The organism is Fibrobacter sp. UWB12 (assembly GCF_900142485.1).
In the GTDB taxonomy this organism is placed as follows: Bacteria; Fibrobacterota; Fibrobacteria; order Fibrobacterales; family Fibrobacteraceae; genus Fibrobacter.
Genome location: NZ_FRAZ01000002.1, coordinates 427,688 through 446,972 on the forward strand (window position 1 = coordinate 427,688; position 19,285 = coordinate 446,972).

Annotated in this window: 17 protein-coding genes; 4 read left to right on the plus strand and 13 right to left on the minus strand. The window is 46.4% G+C overall.

The features are described 5' to 3' along the window. Nucleotides 1-8: 8 nt before the first annotated feature. The 6 genes from BUA34_RS04335 to BUA34_RS04360 all read right to left on the minus strand — a co-directional run bounded on the left by BUA34_RS04335 (nucleotide 9) and on the right by BUA34_RS04360 (nucleotide 4,862). On the minus strand, nucleotides 9-302 hold the full coding sequence (locus tag BUA34_RS04335) for a hypothetical protein (protein WP_072827509.1): 294 nt from the start codon (nucleotides 300-302) through the stop codon (nucleotides 9-11). Nucleotides 303-826: 524 nt separating this feature from the next. Further along, complete coding sequence (locus BUA34_RS04340; RefSeq protein ID WP_072827510.1) at nucleotides 827-1,384, minus strand: GNAT family N-acetyltransferase; 558 nt, start codon at nucleotides 1,382-1,384, stop codon at nucleotides 827-829. Beyond that, a complete protein-coding gene (locus BUA34_RS04345) occupies nucleotides 1,366-1,584 on the minus strand; it encodes a hypothetical protein (protein WP_072827511.1) in 219 nt (72 codons plus the stop codon). The genes BUA34_RS04340 and BUA34_RS04345 overlap by 19 nt, the downstream gene beginning before the upstream one ends. 218 nt (nucleotides 1,585-1,802) lie before the next feature. Beyond that, the gene (gene nrdG, locus BUA34_RS04350; protein WP_072827512.1) at nucleotides 1,803-2,363 is read right to left on the minus strand and encodes an anaerobic ribonucleoside-triphosphate reductase activating protein; all 561 of its coding nucleotides are present in this window, start codon (nucleotides 2,361-2,363) and stop codon (nucleotides 1,803-1,805) included. 1 nt (nucleotide 2,364) lies between these two features. Then, complete coding sequence (gene nrdD / locus BUA34_RS15690) at nucleotides 2,365-2,511, minus strand: anaerobic ribonucleoside-triphosphate reductase (RefSeq protein WP_072827513.1); 147 nt, start codon at nucleotides 2,509-2,511, stop codon at nucleotides 2,365-2,367. A 20-nt stretch (nucleotides 2,512-2,531) separates the two neighbouring features. Beyond that, on the minus strand, nucleotides 2,532-4,862 hold the full coding sequence (locus BUA34_RS04360; protein ID WP_072827514.1) for an anaerobic ribonucleoside triphosphate reductase: 2,331 nt from the start codon (nucleotides 4,860-4,862) through the stop codon (nucleotides 2,532-2,534). Nucleotides 4,863-5,071: 209 nt separating this feature from the next. Between BUA34_RS04360 and BUA34_RS04365 the strand changes: the two genes are divergently transcribed. Continuing rightward, the gene (locus BUA34_RS04365) at nucleotides 5,072-5,599 is read left to right on the plus strand and encodes an NAD(P)H-dependent oxidoreductase (RefSeq protein ID WP_072827515.1); all 528 of its coding nucleotides are present in this window, start codon (nucleotides 5,072-5,074) and stop codon (nucleotides 5,597-5,599) included. Here the strand turns inward: BUA34_RS04365 and BUA34_RS04370 are convergent. The 7 genes from BUA34_RS04370 to BUA34_RS04400 form a co-directional block, all read right to left on the minus strand. Next, entirely contained in the window at nucleotides 5,591-6,379 is a 789-nt protein-coding gene (locus tag BUA34_RS04370; RefSeq protein ID WP_072827516.1) for an SIMPL domain-containing protein, read from the minus strand. The genes BUA34_RS04365 and BUA34_RS04370 overlap by 9 nt on opposite strands. A gap of 343 nt (nucleotides 6,380-6,722) precedes the next feature. Further along, the gene (locus BUA34_RS04375) at nucleotides 6,723-8,066 is read right to left on the minus strand and encodes a KAP family P-loop NTPase fold protein (protein ID WP_072827517.1); all 1,344 of its coding nucleotides are present in this window, start codon (nucleotides 8,064-8,066) and stop codon (nucleotides 6,723-6,725) included. Nucleotides 8,067-8,088: 22 nt separating this feature from the next. Then, complete coding sequence (locus BUA34_RS04380; RefSeq protein WP_072827518.1) at nucleotides 8,089-9,138, minus strand: MBL fold metallo-hydrolase; 1,050 nt, start codon at nucleotides 9,136-9,138, stop codon at nucleotides 8,089-8,091. Between the two features lie 222 nt (nucleotides 9,139-9,360). Next, nucleotides 9,361-10,860, minus strand: a complete 1,500-nt coding sequence (locus BUA34_RS04385; RefSeq protein WP_072827519.1) for a sodium:solute symporter — start codon at nucleotides 10,858-10,860, stop codon at nucleotides 9,361-9,363. 219 nt (nucleotides 10,861-11,079) lie between these two features. Next, complete coding sequence (locus BUA34_RS04390; RefSeq protein ID WP_072827520.1) at nucleotides 11,080-12,894, minus strand: sensor domain-containing diguanylate cyclase; 1,815 nt, start codon at nucleotides 12,892-12,894, stop codon at nucleotides 11,080-11,082. Nucleotides 12,895-12,904: 10 nt separating this feature from the next. Continuing rightward, on the minus strand, nucleotides 12,905-14,005 hold the full coding sequence (locus BUA34_RS04395; RefSeq protein ID WP_072827521.1) for an LptF/LptG family permease: 1,101 nt from the start codon (nucleotides 14,003-14,005) through the stop codon (nucleotides 12,905-12,907). Continuing rightward, nucleotides 14,005-15,408: an LptF/LptG family permease gene (locus BUA34_RS04400; protein WP_072827522.1), complete on the minus strand. Its 1,404-nt coding sequence runs from the start codon at nucleotides 15,406-15,408 to the stop codon at nucleotides 14,005-14,007. The genes BUA34_RS04395 and BUA34_RS04400 overlap by 1 nt, the downstream gene beginning before the upstream one ends. A gap of 64 nt (nucleotides 15,409-15,472) precedes the next feature. Here BUA34_RS04400 and BUA34_RS04405 point away from each other — a divergent pair, with 64 nt between their 5' ends. From BUA34_RS04405 to BUA34_RS04415, 3 genes are read left to right on the plus strand one after another with little or no spacing between them, the layout of a single operon-like run. After that, on the plus strand, nucleotides 15,473-16,324 hold the full coding sequence (locus tag BUA34_RS04405) for an outer membrane protein assembly factor BamD (protein WP_072827523.1): 852 nt from the start codon (nucleotides 15,473-15,475) through the stop codon (nucleotides 16,322-16,324). A gap of 8 nt (nucleotides 16,325-16,332) precedes the next feature. Further along, entirely contained in the window at nucleotides 16,333-17,511 is a 1,179-nt protein-coding gene (locus BUA34_RS04410) for a hypothetical protein (RefSeq protein ID WP_254794323.1), read from the plus strand. Then, a complete protein-coding gene (locus BUA34_RS04415) occupies nucleotides 17,511-19,154 on the plus strand; it encodes a CehA/McbA family metallohydrolase domain-containing protein (RefSeq protein ID WP_072827524.1) in 1,644 nt (547 codons plus the stop codon). The genes BUA34_RS04410 and BUA34_RS04415 overlap by 1 nt, the downstream gene beginning before the upstream one ends. Nucleotides 19,155-19,285: the final 131 nt, after the last annotated feature.

Consider the following 19,285-nt stretch of genomic DNA (forward strand, 5'->3'; position numbering starts at 1 on the left):
TAACGATTCTAAAACCCAAATTTTGTCTCAAATCCAAAGCAACGGCCTTTTGATGGGGTCACATCGACAAAAGCAATTCCATCATTATCGTAAACCGAACTTGTAACACCATTCCAATATTGATATCCACCAAAAAATCCTATTTCCCATAGAAAATTTCCCAAATTCCATACCACACCTAATTTTCCAATTGCATTGCCTCCCCAACCAAAACTTCTATGTTTTCCAAGATCCACTTCTATTCCTCTATAATTATCATACAACAAAGACGGAGATGCCATTACTTGAACAAAAATAGACATGCTATTATAGGGAACATTGCGATGTTTTACGTGAACTTTCGAAAAAAAACAACATCCCTGAAAAGATTCGTTTCCAAATATTGTCTATAGCCAACCCCAACACTCCAAATACTTTTAAAGCCTTCCCATTCGTCTTGAAAATCATAAAATCTGAAAATCGACGAAAAATTAAACATCATAGAACCACGATAGCTATTCTCTTTCTCTATGTCAAAATCCAAGACTACAAGGCCAAAGAAAAACTGTTAAAGCATCGGAAAACACGAATAAATTTGCATAGTAATTTAATGACGGAGGTACCGAATCCGTAACAGAGTGATACAAAAGCTTAGACTCTTTCTGTTCGTCAACTTCATTATATTCACTATAATACGCGAACATAGGTTTGACAAAAAACAAAATCATAGCAAAAAGAATAGTCGGATAAAATCTAGACATATAAAGCAATTTATAAAAACGATCCTATTTCAATTTAATAAAAAAAGGATGCCCACGGCACCCTTAACACCCAACTCATAACTCACCTACGCACACAGATTCATCAGGTCATAATACATAAGACGTGTATGCGGGTCATGGTCTTCTACGTTCATGAAGCGGAATCCATTTTTCTCGTAAAAGGGAATAGCCTCCAAATATGCGTCAACCGTCAGGAACCGGCATCCAGTCTTGTTCTCAAAAACGAACATGGACTTGATGTAATCCAAGACCGTCGTACCAATTTGTTGACCTTTGGCAGATTCATCAACGCCCAAACGGCATAGCTTTACCGCAGGATAGCTTTTCAAGCGTTTTTCATTGGGGAATCCCTGCTTTTTGCGAAAACGGTTAAACTCCGTTTTATCCTTAAAATCTCCGACGGCCACTTTGTCATTTGCCAAACTGCAATAGGCCAGCATGCGCCCAGTTTCGGCATCAGCACAGGCATAACTCACGGCTAGCAAATGCTTTTGGAATCCCGACGCACGATTTTGAATAAAGTCATCTAAATCGGGGTCGCCACAGCGAAAGTCTTTAACGGAATTTGCAGGATTTAACCGAATAAATCTTATTTTTGTCTTTTCTATGTATTGTTGAACCACGGATCAATACCTCCATTGGCTTCTTCGCGAGCACGCTTTTCGGCCATGCCCAGTTCATAAGCCTTTTTCATAAATTCGTAGTTCCGCAAGCGGCGGGCACGAATTTCTGGAGGTTCGGGACGACGTTCCTTCATTGCTGCAAGAAAACGGCGGGCATCCTCACCAAAGAGTATAGGAGTTTCACGAATGGGTCTGGCCATAGCTTTGTCCTTTGTTTATTTCATATAAGTAACGGATATATTAACTATGGAGCATCACTAGACAGGTGAAACCCGGCAACACACTTCTACGGTGGTGTCTATAATATAAAATGTTCAATTTTCAAAAACAAGGGGTCGCTTGTCGGGCCCTGCATTTTGCCAACAACCGTTTGCAAGACTAATGAAAAAAAGGACGAGTTCAATCTCGTCCTTTTTGCTTACGTATTGTATTCCCTGTCGGGGTGTTCCGCCATCTCGTCCAATTGAATCTGGTGGATGACCACGTGGCCTTCGACAAGACTCTTTTGCACATCGATAATGCGCTGGTTCCAAGAACCTCTGAACTTAATGTCCAGCGATTTTTTCGCCATGATAAACGGACCGTCGATGAGGATGTCCGCAAACGAGAGCAATTCAAAGAGCTCCGGTTTTTCGGGCGTAAGCTTCATCAGCTGTTCGTACGTGTACCCCGTGAAAATCACGAGATTGAGACCGCGTTCCTTGATTTCGCGTGCAAGCGGAACAAGTGCCGCCGCCTGGTCCATCGGATCGCCTCCGCTAAACGTCACGCCATCGAGCAACGGATTTTCCTTGATCATCGTGATGATCGCTTCGCGCTCGATAAAGTGTCCGCCCTCAAAATCGTGCGTCTGCGGATTCTGGCAACCCGGGCAGTTGTGGTGACAGCCCTGAGTAAACACAGTCAAGCGGATTCCGGGACCGTCCACGAATGATTCGGGCTCAATCCCTGCAATCCGCAGTGGAGGATATTCATCCATCTTATACGCCGTGCTTTACGCGATCGTTGACTTCAGCGCGCTTGGCGTTGTTGAAGCGGTCGACTGTACCGACGAGGTAACCAGTAATGCGGCGGATGCGTTCGAATCCGATTCCTTCACCATACTGAGACATTTCTTTTTCTGACATTTTTTGCACTCCTTGTAAAATTATCTGATTCCTCTGAATGCGGGCATTCCAGGGAATTTCTTTCTAAGTTCTTCGAGCTTTTCGCAAGAAATCGCATGGCCTTCGCTACGTCCGCAACGCGGGCAAACATCGCCAATCACACCCACGAAGCCGCAAACCGGGTCGCGGTCCACCGGATGGTTGATGGAACCATAACCGATACCCACCTTTGCCATGTGCTTCACAATCTTTTCGAAAGCATCCAAGTTCTGCGTCGGGTCGCCATCGAGTTCGATGTAGCTGATGTGGCCAGCGTTGGTGAGCGCGTGGTACGGAGCTTCGAGCGAGAGCTTCTTGAAAGCCGAGATTCTGTAGTAAACCGGCACGTGGAAAGAGTTAGTGTAGTAATCGCGGTCGGTAACGCCCGGGATAATGCCAAACTTCTTCTTGTCCATACGCACAAAGCGGCCCGAAAGGCCTTCTGCAGGCGTAGCAAGCAAGCTGAAGTTGAGGCCCAAACGTTCGGATTCCTTGTCGCAGAATTCGCGCATGTGGCCGATAATCTTGAGACCGAGTTCCTGAGAAGCTTCGGATTCGCCATGATGCTTGCCCGTAAGCATTACCAAGGTTTCGGCAAGGCCGATAAAGCCAATCGAGAGCGTACCATGCTTGATGACTTCGCCCACGGTATCTTCCCAGCCGAGTTTATCGGAATCAATCCACACGCCCTGTCCCATGAGGAACGGGAAGTTCTTGACCTTGCGGCGGCTCTGCACGGCAAAACGTTCCATGAGCTGGTCGCTCACGAGTTGCATCATGCGGTCGAGTTCCTTGAAGAACAAGTCCACAGACTTCATCTTGATAGCGATACGCGGGAGGTTAATCGAGGTAAAGCTCAAGTTGCCACGGCCATAAGAGATTTCGCGGCTCGGGTCGTAGTGGTTGCCAATCACGCGGGTACGGCAGCCCATGTACGAAATTTCGGTTTCCGGATGACCCGGTTTGTAGTATTGCAGGTTATACGGAGCGTCCTGGAAGCTAAAGTTCGGGAACAAGCGCTTTGCACTCACGCGGCAAGCGAGCTTGAACAAATCGTAGTTCGGTTCGCCCGGATTGAGGTTGATGCCGTCCTTGACGCGGAAAATCTGAATCGGGAAGATAGCCGTTTCGCCACCACCGAGGCCTTCTTCGGTCGTGAGGAGCAAGTTCTTCATGACCATGCGGGCTTCCGGTTCCGTGCACATACCATAGTTGATGCTAGAGAACGGAGTCTGGGCACCAGCGCGGCTGTGCATGGAGTTCAAGTTGTGGACAAAAGCTTCCATGGCCTGGAACGTTGCCTTGTCGGTTTCTTCGTAAGCCATCTTTTCGGCAAACTTCTGGGCGTTCTTTACCGTTTCGGCGTCATAAGTTTTGGAAAGTTCGTGGACTTCAGTTGTCTGGAACTTTTCATTCGGCACGAGCGTTGCCACCATACCCATTTCAGCCATTTCGCCGTGGAGCTTTTTCACCACCGGCTGGATTTCTTCTTCGGTCTTGCCCGTCAAAAGCATGAGCGCCTTGACCATGTTCGAAAGGTAAGCCTTGCGGTACGTGATGCGCACACCGTTTGCCATGGCGTAATCAAAGTTCGGCACGGACTGTCCACCATGCTGATCGTTCTGATTACTCTGAATGGCGATAGCAGCCAAAGCGGCGTAGCTGCGGATATCCTTCGGTTCGCGCAAGTGGCCATGACCCGTATTGAAGCCATTCTTGAACAACTTAATCAAGTCGATCTGGCAGCAAGTCATGGTGAGAGAATAGAAATCAAGGTCATGAATATGGATATCACCATCCATGTGGGCGCGGCTGTGTTCCGGCTTGAGCATCATCATCGTGTAGAAGTGCTTAGCGGATTCGGAACCGTACTTGAGCATGGTGCCCATAGCGGTATCGCCGTCGATATTGGCGTTTTCGCGCTTGAGGTCGGATTCCTTGGCCGAGCTGAACGTAATGTCGTGAAGCGTCTGCATGAGGCGAGTGTTCACTTCACGCACGCGCGTACGTTCGGCACGGTACAAGATATAGCTCTTGGCGGTATCGGCGTAACCACCTTCGGTCAAAGCCTTTTCGACGGCGTCCTGGATTTCTTCGATATCCGGCTTCGTCTTGTTTTCGGATTCGAGATGGCCAACGGCTTCGGCAGCAACCTTAAGAGCAACGTTTGTCAGAAGGTCATCGCTTCCGAGCAAATTCATCTGAGCTTGGGAAGCCTTTATCTGTTCATCCAATTCGCCAGAGGCTCTAAACGCCTTGATTACAGCGTCTGCAATCTTTTCGATGTTGAACGGCATCTCGCGGCCGTCGCGCTTTTTGACAGTAAAAATCATCTAAAAATAACCTTAATATCCCGTTTCCTCAAATATAGTCAAATCCATTCAATTTTACTATATCTTGTGTTGGAGTTCGGACCACACCCACAAGATGTAGGTCAACCCACTACAAGTATAATAAATAACAGAACATTTTGGAAGATTTTTTGCACGTAAGATGTAATTTTTTTATAATATTTCCTCAACTTATCAACAGAAAAAAAATAATGAACAATCAAATCACAATTCTTCTATCGCATCCGAACATTTCTAACTCCATGTTCAACAAACACTTAGTGGATATCAACAGAAAAAATCCCAATTTTGTGTTTCACCACCTTGACAAAAATCGAGTTAATGGCTACTTCGACCTGGAAGCCGAAAAAAAATTGTTGAAGGAGTCCAAGGCGATTGTTTGGCAGTTCCCTATATATTGGTATAACTCCCCCGCCAGTTTGCGCGACTGGCAAGACCAAGTCATGAGCCCGATAGTCTACAGCGCGGACAACTTCTTGAAGGGCATGCCCGTACGCGTCGTATTTACCGCAGGCGCCGCCGCAGAGCACTACACGCACGAAGGGCTTAACCGCTACACCGCCGAAGAAATGCTCATCCCGTTCGAAATGACTGCAAACGCCGCCGGCATGAAGTGGTTTAAACCGCTCGGATTCTACGGTTGCAGCCCGGATACGACAAAAGCCACCCTTGATAAGGCGGCCCAGGAATATGAAGAAAGTTTGTTAGAACTACTTTAGTTCAAAGACGACGCGGACAGAAGCGCTCACCTCGACGGAATCTGCAATGGCACTTTCGTCGGGGGCCGATTCTGCGACAGCGCCATCAAGCATAGCAGATTTTGCCATCATGAGACCATTCGTGCGGAGGCGAATCGGCCTGTAGTAAATACCGCCACCTTCGCCGTTGATTTGCAACACGCGACCAAGCGTTGCGCCTACGCCATCGGCGTAATCTTTAGCTTTTGCCTTAGCTTTTTCGCCCACAGCCTTGACAACCTTCGACTGAACGGCGTTTTCATCCTTGAGCCCAGCCGACGTGCGATGGATTTCAACATCCGGTTCCGGAGAAAGCGCCTGCACAAGTGCAGCAGCATCAATCTTTCTGTTCACCGTAATCACAAAACTCTGCGTTGCCACGTAACCGACAAGTTCGCGTTTGTTGTTGCGGTAAGTCCATTCCTTGCGGATATCCACGCTGTTCTGCTCCACATCGGACTGCGGAATATCGAGCTGCTTGACATTTTCCAGAATCACGGAACGTCGTTCGGCAATGCGTTTAAAGACCGCATCCTTGTCCTTGCCGCGGATTTCAAGGCTAAAGCCCATCTCGAACTTGTCGGCAGCAAACTTCTTGGTTTCAGATGCCGAAACTTCGATGCGCGGCACTTCGTATGCAACTGCTCCGTTAGACGCGGCCACAGGAACAGCAGCCGGTTCCGCCTTCACGACGCGAATGAGAACGCACACGCAGACGATCAGCAGTACGAGATAGATGATATTGAGCAATTTTGAGATCATCGTTAAGCCCTCTTTTTAATGTTATGGATTTAAAATAGTCATTTTCCAAGCGAAAGACCAACGCAGGAAAAAGTTTTACACCAAAACAACAAAAGGCAACTCCAACTGAAATTGCCCTATCTAACTACAACAATAATTCAAAAAATATGATAGTTAATCCATTAGGCAACGAACAGAGATGTATGCAGATGAAGCCGTAGTTGCTGCGCTTACAGATGTTGAAGTAAACTTGGCATAATACATTTGTTGTTGAGACAGTTCATCAACAGAAGCCATCATAGATTCTGACAACAAATCTATTATATAAATATACTGATTCAGGAAACACCTAATATGACAAACATTATTGAACAGGAGACAATAATTTACAACAGCGGGAAAACTCTTTTGCAAAGGAAAAATCAGCTGGAGCAATCCTTAACTTGGATGAAATTTTTTCATTGGCATGAAAGCCCATAGACTTTACATAATCTTGCAAGTTGCCATAAACAATCAGATATCCATTGAGAATACCATTAAAACCTATAATGGGCTCACATGGAGTTAAACTCCATTGTTTTAGTTTCTCTGAGCACTTTATGTAATCCGAACGATGACCATTAGCGGAGAAAGATAAACAAGTGGCTACGTCTTTTCCTAATTTGGAAAGATCAATTGAAATTGCCTTTTTGAAAATAAAAGATTCAGCAACCATTAATACAGCATAACAAAAGCATGGTATTGATGGTTGTTGCGTTGCAGAGACTTGAGGACCCATTAAAGCAAAGACTGCGGCAATCTGTTTATCGATTGTTTCAACAGTACGCATATTTAAACAGCCTAATACGGATTGAATGAAGTTTTTAAAGTCATCATCTGATGAGGCTTTGCTCAAATCAAATAAATTTTTTGACAGAGCAAAAGAATCTAATAGTGACGGTTGCGGGTCATTTGAAGGGACTGGAATAATAATATTTATGAATTTTTGTAGATAGTAATCTGTAAAAGGCTCACTTTCACCCTCATGCCCAAATACTTTTGCTATAGAGCCTGCAAGTTCCTTCTTGTTTATAGATAGCAATGTGACAAAAGGTGTATTTTCGTTAACATGATGTAAGCGTTCAAGAACCTTAATTGCGTATTCAGGAAGACAACGGTCCAACTCGTCTACAATGAATAAAACTTTTCTGTCAGCATTAGCAAGAATTAGAGCAAATTGGATGATTTTAATAGCTTTGCTTATAGTATCTTTCGAATCAAAATCTTTTGAAAAGGCTTCCTTATATTCTTTTGAAACTACATCTTTGCCTAGTTCAATAATTTTACTAATATCAATTCTAGTAGCAGCCTTGATAAGTTCTGCAGTTGTCCCAATTAAGAATTCGGCAAGGTTTTTAAAGGTGGCCTTGTTAACAAATGAGGGAGGGTTTTCTTCTGCAACAATTTTGTTCAGGGTTTCTGCAATTACAGACATTATTGCAACAACAGGTTCTTCATAATAATCATATTTCCAACAGTTATATTTTACAACAAGATACTGATCTTTTACTATTTCATCAAGCATGTTTACTATAAAAGTTTTCCCACTTCCCCATGTGCCATCAATGGCAAAAGAAAAACCAGTATTGTCTTCAATTTTCTTGTCGATAATTTTTTTCAAATTAACGACAAAATTCATTCTATTTAGTTTGTCTTTTTCTATATACATTCTTAATCCTTTAATCTAATCTCTAGATGACGTGCCACGAGGTGGTTCTGTCAAAATTGCAATCATTTTCTGTCAAATCACAAATTTTTAGCCCAGCATCTTTGAGCTTTCTAAGTACAGTTCCACTGGGATGTCCATGCTTATTATTGTATCCGTAATAAATGTATATGCACATGTGCCTGAAGTTACGAATTTCGCGACAAAAATTTTCGTGACTTCCATGATGTTGCAATTGGTAGTCAAAATTAAATATTGAATAATCTTGAAAGTGATTCTCTATTTGAACAATTTCTGAGGAGGTTTTTAAAACGATATCGCCATTCATCCAAGTTCCAAAATATTCATTTAAACAAGCAAGACATCTTATACGCTTGGGATTTGGCGCGGAAATCATCGCCATAGAGGAGTCATTGCGAATTTTGCTGATTTTGGAATATATGGCATCCAATTGTACTTTTTTATTATTAAAATCTGCAACACTTGAAACGCCCTTGATAAAAGCCTCATCCGTTTGAGACAAAACATTCCGTGCATTGGGTGAATAGAGTGTAGCATCAACATAAAACTTTATGGTCCATAATGGATACCCGGAAGGATTATTTGAAAAAATCCCCAACGATTGATTATGGCTCATTGGAAGAATAGGTACGTTTTCATCATCGTTGATATATTCCGGGACATCATGGCTTACTTCATCAGCATTTACTTCAATGCGTTGATGCCTTTGAATTGTGTTGAAGAAAGAATTTAAGGTGTCTTGATCATTGCAGTTAAGGAAGAAGAACAACAAATCTATTGGACTTGTATGAGGTAGAATGATTTTCTTTATATTTCTTCCTTGAGCCAAGGAATCAATGCAGTTGATATGGTCAGCATCAAGATGGCTGATAACGAGATAGTCGATATCCTTGTAAGGGAAGTGGCTTATTTCTGATTTAATTCGCGCTTTTGGACTGAGAGTACCACAATCATAAACAATTACTTTTTTTTCATCGTTGTGTATAAGTTCTTCTGAAAAAAAGCCTCCTTGGCCAATTGCATAAAATGTTTTATGAGAATAAACAGTGGACATCTAAGCTAAACCTCTGTTTGAAGGTTGTACAGGTTAATGTAGAAATTGAATAATTTTGCTTATAAATTAGTTTATTTCATTTACACCTAATTCTATTTTAGAATTATTAGCTATGTAAATCACATTCCGAATAAAAAAATGGCAAATAAACGCTTTGCTGAGGAAATTCAACATAATTACTGGATCCTTCGCTCAGCTCAGGATGACGCGATTAATCCATTCTTATACGCGTTTTGCGCAAACAAGATTCGCCACAAAGTTCACGACAAGTGCCACCACAATTGTCGTGGTCATGCTGATGAAGGGCATCCACGGCCAGCTAAAGGTGTTGCCGAGAAGTGCAGGCACGCCAAAGGCGGGGATTCCCTGGATCAAGACGAGGCTTGCCATACCGCAAAGCACAGCGACAATCACAACCCAAGCACGTAAAGCTTTTTCAGCAGTTCCAAAAATTTTGTCTGCAAAGAAAGCGAGGAGGAACATACCAAGAAGCGGGCCCGTGAAAAGTCCTGTAAAGAAGAGAGCATTCTTAAGGAGGCTTCCCTGCTGCGTTGCCGCAAAGAGAGCAAAGAACACGCCGAGAACGCCCCAAACAGCCGTCCAAATTTTTGCGCGTTTGAGCCCGCCCATTCCCGTTGATTCGTCCCAACCAAGGAAATCGCGTTCGGACGTATTGCTAAGCGAATTGATGGCGCCCGAAAGACTGCTCATCGCCGCCGCACAAATAGCAGCAACAATCAAGCCAGTCACGCCAGACGGCAACGCATTTACGATAAAGTACGGGAACACGTCATTCTGTCCGAGACCTTCCGGAAGCATTGCGACTTGAGCTTTCTTGTAAAAGACAAAGAGCGCTGCACCCACCCAGTAAAAGAGAATCGAAACGGCGCAACCAAGCACCATCGAAAGTACGCTTGAACGGTTCGCGGCCTTCACGTCCTTGCAGCTGAGGTAACGCTGCACGAACTGTTGGTCACAACCGCGAATGGCAATTTCAAGAATCGCGTATGCAAAGCCTGCCGAAATAAGCGTACGCGCATTCGAGACATCCATCGAAGCATTCCACCAACGCGTCTTGCCCGCATCGCTTGCAAGTGTTGCCATTTCGCCCAAGCCGCCCACTTGATTTGCAATAATCAAAAGCACGAGAACGCCGCCGCCAAAGAACACGCAGAACTGCATCACGTCAGTCCAGATGACCGCCTTGATTCCGCCAAACCACGTGTAGAAAATTGCAATCGCCGCCGAGACAATAATCGCAAGTTTCAAGTCGATGTGCAAAATCTGAGCAAGCACTAGCGAAGGCGCATAAAGTAAAATTCCCGTGCGGAGGAGCAAATGCAAGCAGTAAAAGACAGCAGCCAAACGGCGCACCGAGCGGCTACCAAAACGCACTTCGAAAAGTTCATAAGCGCTCGAAATGCCCGATGTGCGAAACCTCGGGATAAACACAAAGCCAACGACCACGATGCTAAGCAACGCGCCAATCTGGAACATCAAAAACGTCATGTCGTCGCCGAACACATCAGCAGGCGCGCCAAGGAAAGTCGTTGCACTCACGGAAGTCGCAATGAGGCTAATGCCCACAGCCACCCACGGCATCGAGCCGCCGCCGAACATATATTCCTTGAGATTTTTGTTGCCGCGAGAAACCCACAAACCAATGGCAAGCGAGAGGAGCAAGTAAGCGAATAAGACAAACCAATCAAGCGCTGTGAACATTTTTAGATATTAAGTTGTAGGTTTTAACAATAACGTCATTCTGAGTCCTTTGGGACGAAGAATCCAGTTATTTCTAGCGAACAATTTTACTGGATGGGGCTAAAGCCCCAACTCTTCGGCTCGGTTATGCCCATGCAAGCATGGTCGCAACACTCGCCTTCCAAGTTGTCTTTCGACTTCGCTCTGGATGACAGCTTAAGATGACATTTCATCTAAGTTCTAATCTCCCACCGCTTCAGTTTCTATAGTTTCAAAGCGTACGACCTGGTTGCGGCCACCATCCTTCGCCTTGTAGAGAGCCTGGTCAGCATTGTTCACGGCCTTTTTCATGTCCGAGAATTCCGGTTCCACAAGGAAAGCACCAATGCTAACCGTCACGCGGAGCGGATCCGTCTTGTGCACGTTGAATTCCAACTTGCCTACAGCCTTGCGGATGCGTTCTGCAGTTTCGACCATGCCCTCGGACGTTGTATCAATGAGCGCCACGACAAATTCTTCACCGCCGTAACGTGCCACAACGTCTATTTCCTTGCGGATTTCACCGCTAATAGCCGTTGCAATACCCTTAATCACTTCGTCACCGACCGGGTGACCGTACGTATCGTTCACGCTCTTGAAGTGGTCAATGTCCATCATCAACACGCCGATGTTATACTTCTTACGGTCAGCGCGAACTTTCTCCGTGCGGAGCGCTTCTTGCAAGGAGCGGTGGTTCATGAGGCCCGTAAGGCCATCACGTGTTGCAAGATCCTTGCCCTTTTCGAACTGGCATGCACGAGCGTAAGCAAAGCCTGCAACGCCAGCAAAAGCCTTGAGCAATTTCTTTTCGTGATCCTGATAGCGGTTGTTATAGCGGCTTTCAAGGCAAATGGCAAGTTCTGCAGTCTTGGAATCCGGTTCCGACGAAACCGGCATTACAAACAACTGACGAAGTTCCATATTGCGCTTTTCGGAATCGTTCAAACGCGGCACATAATCGGCATAGCCCGAATTGAACGAACGGAATACCGGGCGGTTTCTCATAAGGGCTAGAACAAAAATACCCTTATCAGACAAGGTAAATTGCTTATCGACAAACTGTTCGGAATCCATACCCACGCAGTAAATCACGCGGCCAGCACCTTCTTTGGGCTTGTCTAGCAAAAGAATCGTCAAGCGGTCAAACGGCATGTTTTCCTTGACGTACTCGAACATTTGCTTGTAAATATCCTTCACAGACATGGTCTGGAAGAACTTGCGTTGGTAATGGTAAAGCGTACTGAACTGTTGCTGTTCAATGTAGTTCTGCGCCGAGATATAGCTCTTGAAGCTCACCATGTACATGGCGTGAGCAATGAACGAAAGCGCCTGCGCTTCGGCAGCCGTAAACGCATTCGGGTGCAAGGAGTCCACAAGCAAAACACCGAGGCGGCGTTCATCGCGGTCGAGCAGCGGAACACCCACCAACGAGCGGATCATGCGGTTTTCGATGTAATACGTGAGGCGCTTTCCGACAAGCAAATCGCCTTCCAAAATGCGGGACACTTCCGGGCGCAAGAGCTGGCTCAAGATACCCATATTATCCGTAATCTTTGCACCGGTATCGATGATATTCGGGATATCGCTCTGGAACGTTCTCAAGCGCAATTCATTTGCACTACCGCCATTCGTAAAGATGGTAAGCGTATTTGCCTGCGGCATAAGAACCTTGAGGCAACGCAACATATCGCCAAAAGCTTTGTCCACATCCGAATTTGCACGGGCCCAAACTTGATTGACACGGAGCGAAGAGTTGGGTTCGTTCGTATCCATCTTGACATTGTTCGTAAATTCATTGCGGAGGTCCGGAGAGACAACCGGCGTAAGCGCCGTCGAACGCTTATTGCTCTTGATGACCGGGAGCACGGACGTGTTCGGCGGAACATTCGGGCGGTTCATGCAGGCAAGCGAAAACGCAACAACAGCAAACGGGATAAGGAACAGGAACATCCCCCCCTGAAAAGCAAGACCTAGCAACGCTCCAGCGACCACAAATAAAATTTCAGACACGGACATTTAAAACCCTCTACAAGCGAAATGATCGGTATAACATGACAAACGCGAGACCAGCATAAATGAAGTGACTGTTCCACGCCGCCCAGAACGGCGACAGAGCCCCGTTTTCACCCATTTTAAGCCCTATTCTCTCTAGAATATAATAGCTAAAAACGAGCAACAGACCAACACCGAATTTCTGGGAAAGGCCCCCAGAACGGCTATACCGGTGGCAAAGCGCCGCCCCAATCAAAAGAACAATCAAGTTCATCCAGTGCGCCGAATACTTGAACTGCAGAGCAGTCTCCATAGCTCGGGTATCTTCGCCTGAACGTCTTAGCACATTGATGCGCTCCTTGACCATCTTGGAATCCATTTCGTCAGCGAGTTGCCGTTCGTTGATAAGGTCATTGGGGTGCGTATTCACCTTGCCCTTCATGCTTTCGGCGCGGACTTGGGAAACCTCAACAGAGCCGTCTTTCTTGAACACACGATGGTATCCATTTTCAAAACGCCAGAACCCAGCCTTGGTAACCGAATCCTTTTCAATCCAGCGGATAGCACGAACGTCGTAACGTTCGACCAAACGCCCACGATCGCGCACAAGCAGCACCACATCGCGTCCTTGTCTGTTTTTGCCGGAGTAATGTTTAAAGAACCAACTGTTTTTTTCGCTATCGATAAACGTAAAGTCCTGTTTTTCCTTGATGCGCGGATTTTTGCGTTTTTGCGCATTCGTTTCCATGATTTCAAAGCGCTTGTGGTTTGCATCCGGGAGCCAGTGTTCGCTCATTTCGTACGAACCAATCGACATGAGAATGCCCAAGAAAAATATGGGGAGAAGCGTTTTGAACGGACTTTGACCGGAGCTCTGCATGGCACTCATTTCGAGATGACGAGCCATGTTACCTACCGAGGCGAGAACCGCAATAAACAAAGCAACCGGGGTGATTAAGTACAAAATATACGGGAGATAACTCAAGTAATAATCGCTGACAGCTTTCATGTCGCGAGCAAGCCAGGTCTTGATGTTACCAACAAAGTCAATTACAACAAAGATGAGAATTGCTCCGCACACCACGATGAGGAACATCTTCAAGAAATTCCAGATAAGATATCGAGAGAACTTCATCAGACATGCCTCACGACTTTAAGGAAGAATCGACCAATAGCCTTAAAGATTACAGAAGGCTTTAATCTAGATTCGCCCGAGAAACGGTCGCGAATCATTGCTCGCGTAAGGAGAATTCCGAACACACCGATGATGATATTCGAAACCCACATGGCAAGTTCCGGAGAGACAATCAGACGGTCAGCCAAGTTTTCGCCACCAATAAGGCAAATCCAGTAAATGACAAAGAAAGCAAGGCTATAGAGAATACCCGTACCAATACCACCCTTGCGCGCCATGATTCCCAAAGGAGCTCCAATCAACACGAAAATGAAGCATGCAAAAGCGGTACTGAACTTTTTATGGATTTCGACCATGTACTGCGCAGAACGTTTAAGTTCACCTTCCATGCGGCCCCAAACACGCTCTGTAGCGCGGAGCGAGGCGGTTTCCTGCACGCGGATTTTGCGAAGCCCCTGCACAAACTGCAAGGAATCGCTCATCGGCACACCACTTGCATCTGCTGGGAGAATGCTATCACCTACGGCCAAATCGCGAATGCGGACAAGAGTCGGTAAACGACGAGCTCTCGCCTGCACTGCAGCCGTATCGTACTTGGCTCGAGCATCCGTCACCACATCCCACATCATTTCGACAGGCATTTCGCGGTCGCTCCTGTAACTCCTGCTACGGCGTTCCAGGCGGTCATCTACGTTTTGCATGGCCAAATCTTGCGAGAAGAATCGGATACGGAAATAGTTATCCGCATCATCAGGATCGACGAGATGCGTTTCGCCACTACGGAGGCGGAGCATAAGCGTAGCCCCGTTATCCACATAATCCATCGAGGCGCTGTCGGCATACACAATTCGCGGAGCGCCCTTCTTTTCCATTTCAAAAATTTGGATTCCATAGAGCGTGCCCGAAACAGGGTCAATGCGGTTCACCCAAAGTTGCACACCCGGGAACTGCGTAATGAGTCGTCCGGCATCAATGAACACATGCGGTTTTTTGCGAGAAACGGCGTTCATGAGTTCCACGGAACGATGGTTTGCCTCCGGGAGCACCCAGTTGTTGAACACGACCATCAAGACCGAAAGCAAAAGGGCAACAAGAAGCACCGGACGCATCAGCGACAATGGTGAAATGCCAGCAGCCTTGACAGCCGTAATCTCTTGGTCGCCCGACATACGGCCAAACGTCATGAGACTTGCTACAAGAACCGCCATCGGAATCGAAAGCGAAAGCATCCAAGCCAAGTTGAGCGCAAAAATTTCAAGAACTGTAGATGTAGGCAAGCCCTTGGACAACACATTGTCCAAGATTTTGACCAAAAAGTCAACTACAAACAAAAAAGTAATGCCAAAGAGCGAAGCCAAAAAAGGACCTATCAGCTCTTTCAAGACATAGCGGACTAAAATCATTTTTCTCTAGAGTCGTTTTTTTCTACTTTACAGCATGAAAGTTAGAATTAACCAAAGAAAAAAAATGAAAAAAGTTTTCAAGAGTACCCTGTTCGTTCCTCTTTTCCTTTATATGGCAACCATGATGGGTTGTTCCTCTACTACAAATGAAAAAATCACCCACACGGACTGGTGCAAAAAGCGCTATGAATACGCAGAGGAACTTTTCAAGGCTAAAAAGTACGGACGCACTGTCGAAAAGCTCGAAGAAATTCTTTCTACCTGTGCAGGTTCTGGCTACATGGAACAAGCTCAGTTCTTGCTTGCCGAAAGCCATTTCAACCTGGAGCAGTGGATTGAAGCCCGTGGCGAATACGGAAGCTTTATCGTGAACTTCCCGGGTTCTCCGTTTGCAGAAACCGCCGAATTCCGCAAGGCAGTTTCTTCGTTCAACATGGATTACAAGATTGACCGTGACGAATCGAACACGACAACCGCCATGAAGGACTTTGAACGTTACCTCGCCAACCACCCAAATACCCCGCTCCGCGACTCGGTCAATTACTACTATAACTTGCTCGTAGACCGCGTTGCCGAAAAGGAATTCCAGACAGGCCGCCTTTACTTGCGCATGGAAAAGCCGCAGGCCGCCGTGATTTACTTCAAGGAATTTTTGGAAACATACCCGAAGGCTAAGCGCCGTCAAGAAACGCTCTTCCTCATTGCAGACGCCTACACGGACCTTGACCAGTTCGAATCCGCAAGAGAATACCTCGCTGTTGCACAGAACGAATCTAGCGAAGACAAGGAAATTCAAAAACGCGTGAAGAAGGCCGAAGAAAAGATTGCAAAGGCCGAAGAATCCTATGAAAAGCGCCTCAAGAAAGAAGCAGAAAAGAAGCGCATGCAGAAAGAAGAAAAGACTTTGGCTAACTAGGCGCACGGATGAAGTTTAAGTCCAGAAATATCGTTTTTTCGTTCGTTGCAACATTGCTGCTTGCAGCAACAGGCTTTGCCGCGAGCGAAGAAAAGCTGGACCACGACAATTCCATTTTGTCCGTCTTTGTGCAGCCATCAATTTCGTTCATCAGCTTCGAAGAACGCAAATACTTCCAAAATGCCATCGACACCATCTATTACGGATTCAAGGAAAACGCAGTCAATAGCGCCGAATCCTTGAACGTAGCAAAACAGGATTTCCAGAAAGTCAATTTTTGCTTTCCGATTACAGCGGGAATCCAGTGGCAATTTGCCGAAGACCATTTTTTGAGTGCGGGCATCGGGTTTATTTACGATAACGAATCGGTTGTATTGACCGACCGCAAAAGCAGCACTCACAGTTACGAATACACGCTCCAAGGCATTCCATTGTATTTGGAATACCGATTTGCCTTGCCCAAGAATTTTATAACTCTCAGTACGGGAGGACTTTTCAGTTTAGCCGTACGTTGGTACTGGGCGTTACCGGGCACCGAAATCTACACGACCTGGGGTAAACTCGAAGCCGAAACACCACTCCTTGGCGCAGGCTTTGGCGTAAGCGTGGGTTATCTTTTTGCAACTTGGAAAAGCTTTAAACTTTACGGCGACATTGGATTCAATTCCATCTCCGTGAAGTCGAACAAAAAATTCTCGGACATTGTGCCTAACGGTCCGAACGAAAAAGCAAAGTGGAACCTTGGTGGGTTACAATTGCAAATCAGGGGTTCTTTTGGACTGTGGAATAAGCCAAAGCCAAAAGACGATGACGACGATGATGACGACGATGGCGAAAACGCAAAGCCAAAAGTCATGATTATCGACGATACGAAAAAAGACTCGACAAATGTAATTGCAGATAGCGCGAAAGTGGATTCGACAATCGCGAGCACCTCCGTTACGGATTCGTTGAAAACGGTGCAAGATTCTGTGAAAGTCACTGCCGACACGGCAAAGGTCGCAGACTCGTTAGGTGTCGCTGCGGATTCTGCAAAAGCAACCATAGACAGTGCAAAAGTCACAGCAGCTACAGCAAAAGACTCTGTTGGAACTGCGCAGGCAAAAGATCCGGTCACACCTGCAACACCGGCAGAAAAAAAAGCGCCGGCAGTACCCGCCGAAGAAATCAAAACAAAAGGTGACTGATGAGCTTTTTACCAGGGGAAAAATTGCGTTACGCCGAGACGCATTTTAAGTTCAAGCTACCCTGGTCGCTCCTTTACAAGCCGTGGCCCGAAATTATTTTCGATGCACCGTTCCAGTTCGTGCCAGGCGTTGAACCCACGTTATGGATTGTGGTACGCGATGCCGACCGTTTCCCGACAACTCTAAAAAATGCAGAAATTGTTTTAAAAAGCGCTGTCGACGAATGCTGCGGAACGTATTTTGAAAATGCGCGGGCACAAGAAGCGCAGACACGAGATGCGCGGTTTCAAGATGCGCACAAACCCAGAATCACCATCTGCAAAGAATTGAATATTGAAGTCCGAGAGCAGATGAGATTCATTCCGCTTGCGCTCGGGAAAATTCCTGCGGGCTCATACGAAGCGCATTGCAAACTGACCGTCGAACGCGACGGAAAAACGCAAACATTTGAGCGCTGGAACTTACCGCGTTTAAAACCCGTTCCGCTCCGCTTCAAAGTATTGAACGAAAAGCCTCCCATCGCTCCCGGCTACGCCGCGGGCGAAATGCACTGCCACACGCATTACTCCGCAGACCATGTGGAATATGGCGCTACACCCGAAGTTTTGCAACAAGCGGCAAAAGCAGTCGGGCTCGATTTTGTAAGCTGTACCGATCACGCTTACGACTTCGCCTTCACACAAGAAGACTACACGAAAGAAGCAGTCTCGCCCGTTCCAAGATTCCAAAAGTTGAGCGAAGAAATCGCAGCGCTCCCAGAGAAAGATGAAAACGGAGGCGACATGCCGCTCATGATTGCTGGCGAAGAAGTTTCTGCCGGCAACAGCAAAGGCGAGAACGTGCACATGACCGTCCTCGGCCCCGAAGGTTACCTCCCGGGCCTCGGCGATTGCGGCCGCTACTGGCTCGAAAACAGGCCCACACGCAGCATCAAACAAATTTTAAACATGACCGAGGCGCACTGCTTTGCAGCGCACCCATTCCAGCAAATGGGACTCTTGGAAAAATTTGTATTCCGCCGCGGTTATTGGAAACCCGAAGACTTGAACATCAAAGGAAAGCACCCCATTCGCGGGCTGCAATTCTGGAACGGTATCCGCGATGAAGGTTTCAAGCTCGGCCGAGAATTTTGGATAAATGAATTAGGAAAGGGTAATTATTTATTGCCTATCGGCGGAAACGATGCCCATGGCGATTTGAACGGCATGACCGCTGTAAGCCTACCGCTCTTTTCGCTCAAGCACACCCGCGCCCATACATTCGGAAACGTCCGCACAGTTGTAAAATTAGACAAGAGCGGTTCGACAACCCTCGCCGACATAAACGCAGCCTTCGCCGCCGACAATTGCTACATCACAGACGGTCCTGCACTCTGGTGGGAACGCACCGGCAAAGAAATCACATTCCACGCCCGCAGCAACAAAGAAATGGGCGGCGGTTTCCGCTATATCCGCATTTTCGGGCGCAGAGAACTCCCCAACGGCAAACTCGCACCCACAGAAGAAATCATGCTCGGAAGCCTTGTCGCGGCCCCCGATCACGCCGACATTCCCGTCACGACCTTCGGCTTTGCCTACGTGCGCGCCGAATGTGAAACTGCAACAGGCAAATTCGCCCTCACTTCGGCAGCTCAATTGTTATAACGACGTTTCAAAAAATTCCTTAAACATTTGCTTTTGAAACGTTTGCATGTTATTTTTTGAATAAGCAAGGAGTCTATTTGAGCGGATTTTATCTTTTTAAAATGTTTGAGGCGAATTTCACTTTTTGGCAC

What these genes read in the sequence shown, in the direction of transcription:
- BUA34_RS04335 (WP_072827509.1), bottom strand. Translation starts at nt 302, where the DNA reads ATGTCTATTTTTGTTCAAGTAATGGCATCTCCGTCTTTGTTGTATGAT.
- BUA34_RS04345 (WP_072827511.1), bottom strand. Translation starts at nt 1,584, where the DNA reads ATGGCCAGACCCATTCGTGAAACTCCTATACTCTTTGGTGAGGATGCC.
- nrdG (WP_072827512.1), bottom strand. Translation starts at nt 2,363, where the DNA reads ATGGATGAATATCCTCCACTGCGGATTGCAGGGATTGAGCCCGAATCA.
- nrdD (WP_072827513.1), bottom strand. Translation starts at nt 2,511, where the DNA reads ATGTCAGAAAAAGAAATGTCTCAGTATGGTGAAGGAATCGGATTCGAA.
- BUA34_RS04360 (WP_072827514.1), bottom strand. Translation starts at nt 4,862, where the DNA reads ATGATTTTTACTGTCAAAAAGCGCGACGGCCGCGAGATGCCGTTCAAC.
- BUA34_RS04365 (WP_072827515.1), top strand. Translation starts at nt 5,072, where the DNA reads ATGAACAATCAAATCACAATTCTTCTATCGCATCCGAACATTTCTAAC.
- BUA34_RS04370 (WP_072827516.1), bottom strand. Translation starts at nt 6,379, where the DNA reads ATGATCTCAAAATTGCTCAATATCATCTATCTCGTACTGCTGATCGTC.
- BUA34_RS04375 (WP_072827517.1), bottom strand. Translation starts at nt 8,066, where the DNA reads ATGTATATAGAAAAAGACAAACTAAATAGAATGAATTTTGTCGTTAAT.
- BUA34_RS04380 (WP_072827518.1), bottom strand. Translation starts at nt 9,138, where the DNA reads ATGTCCACTGTTTATTCTCATAAAACATTTTATGCAATTGGCCAAGGA.
- BUA34_RS04385 (WP_072827519.1), bottom strand. Translation starts at nt 10,860, where the DNA reads ATGTTCACAGCGCTTGATTGGTTTGTCTTATTCGCTTACTTGCTCCTC.
- BUA34_RS04390 (WP_072827520.1), bottom strand. Translation starts at nt 12,894, where the DNA reads ATGTCCGTGTCTGAAATTTTATTTGTGGTCGCTGGAGCGTTGCTAGGT.
- BUA34_RS04395 (WP_072827521.1), bottom strand. Translation starts at nt 14,005, where the DNA reads ATGAAGTTCTCTCGATATCTTATCTGGAATTTCTTGAAGATGTTCCTC.
- BUA34_RS04400 (WP_072827522.1), bottom strand. Translation starts at nt 15,408, where the DNA reads ATGATTTTAGTCCGCTATGTCTTGAAAGAGCTGATAGGTCCTTTTTTG.
- BUA34_RS04405 (WP_072827523.1), top strand. Translation starts at nt 15,473, where the DNA reads ATGAAAAAAGTTTTCAAGAGTACCCTGTTCGTTCCTCTTTTCCTTTAT.
- BUA34_RS04410 (WP_254794323.1), top strand. Translation starts at nt 16,333, where the DNA reads ATGAAGTTTAAGTCCAGAAATATCGTTTTTTCGTTCGTTGCAACATTG.
- BUA34_RS04415 (WP_072827524.1), top strand. Translation starts at nt 17,511, where the DNA reads ATGAGCTTTTTACCAGGGGAAAAATTGCGTTACGCCGAGACGCATTTT.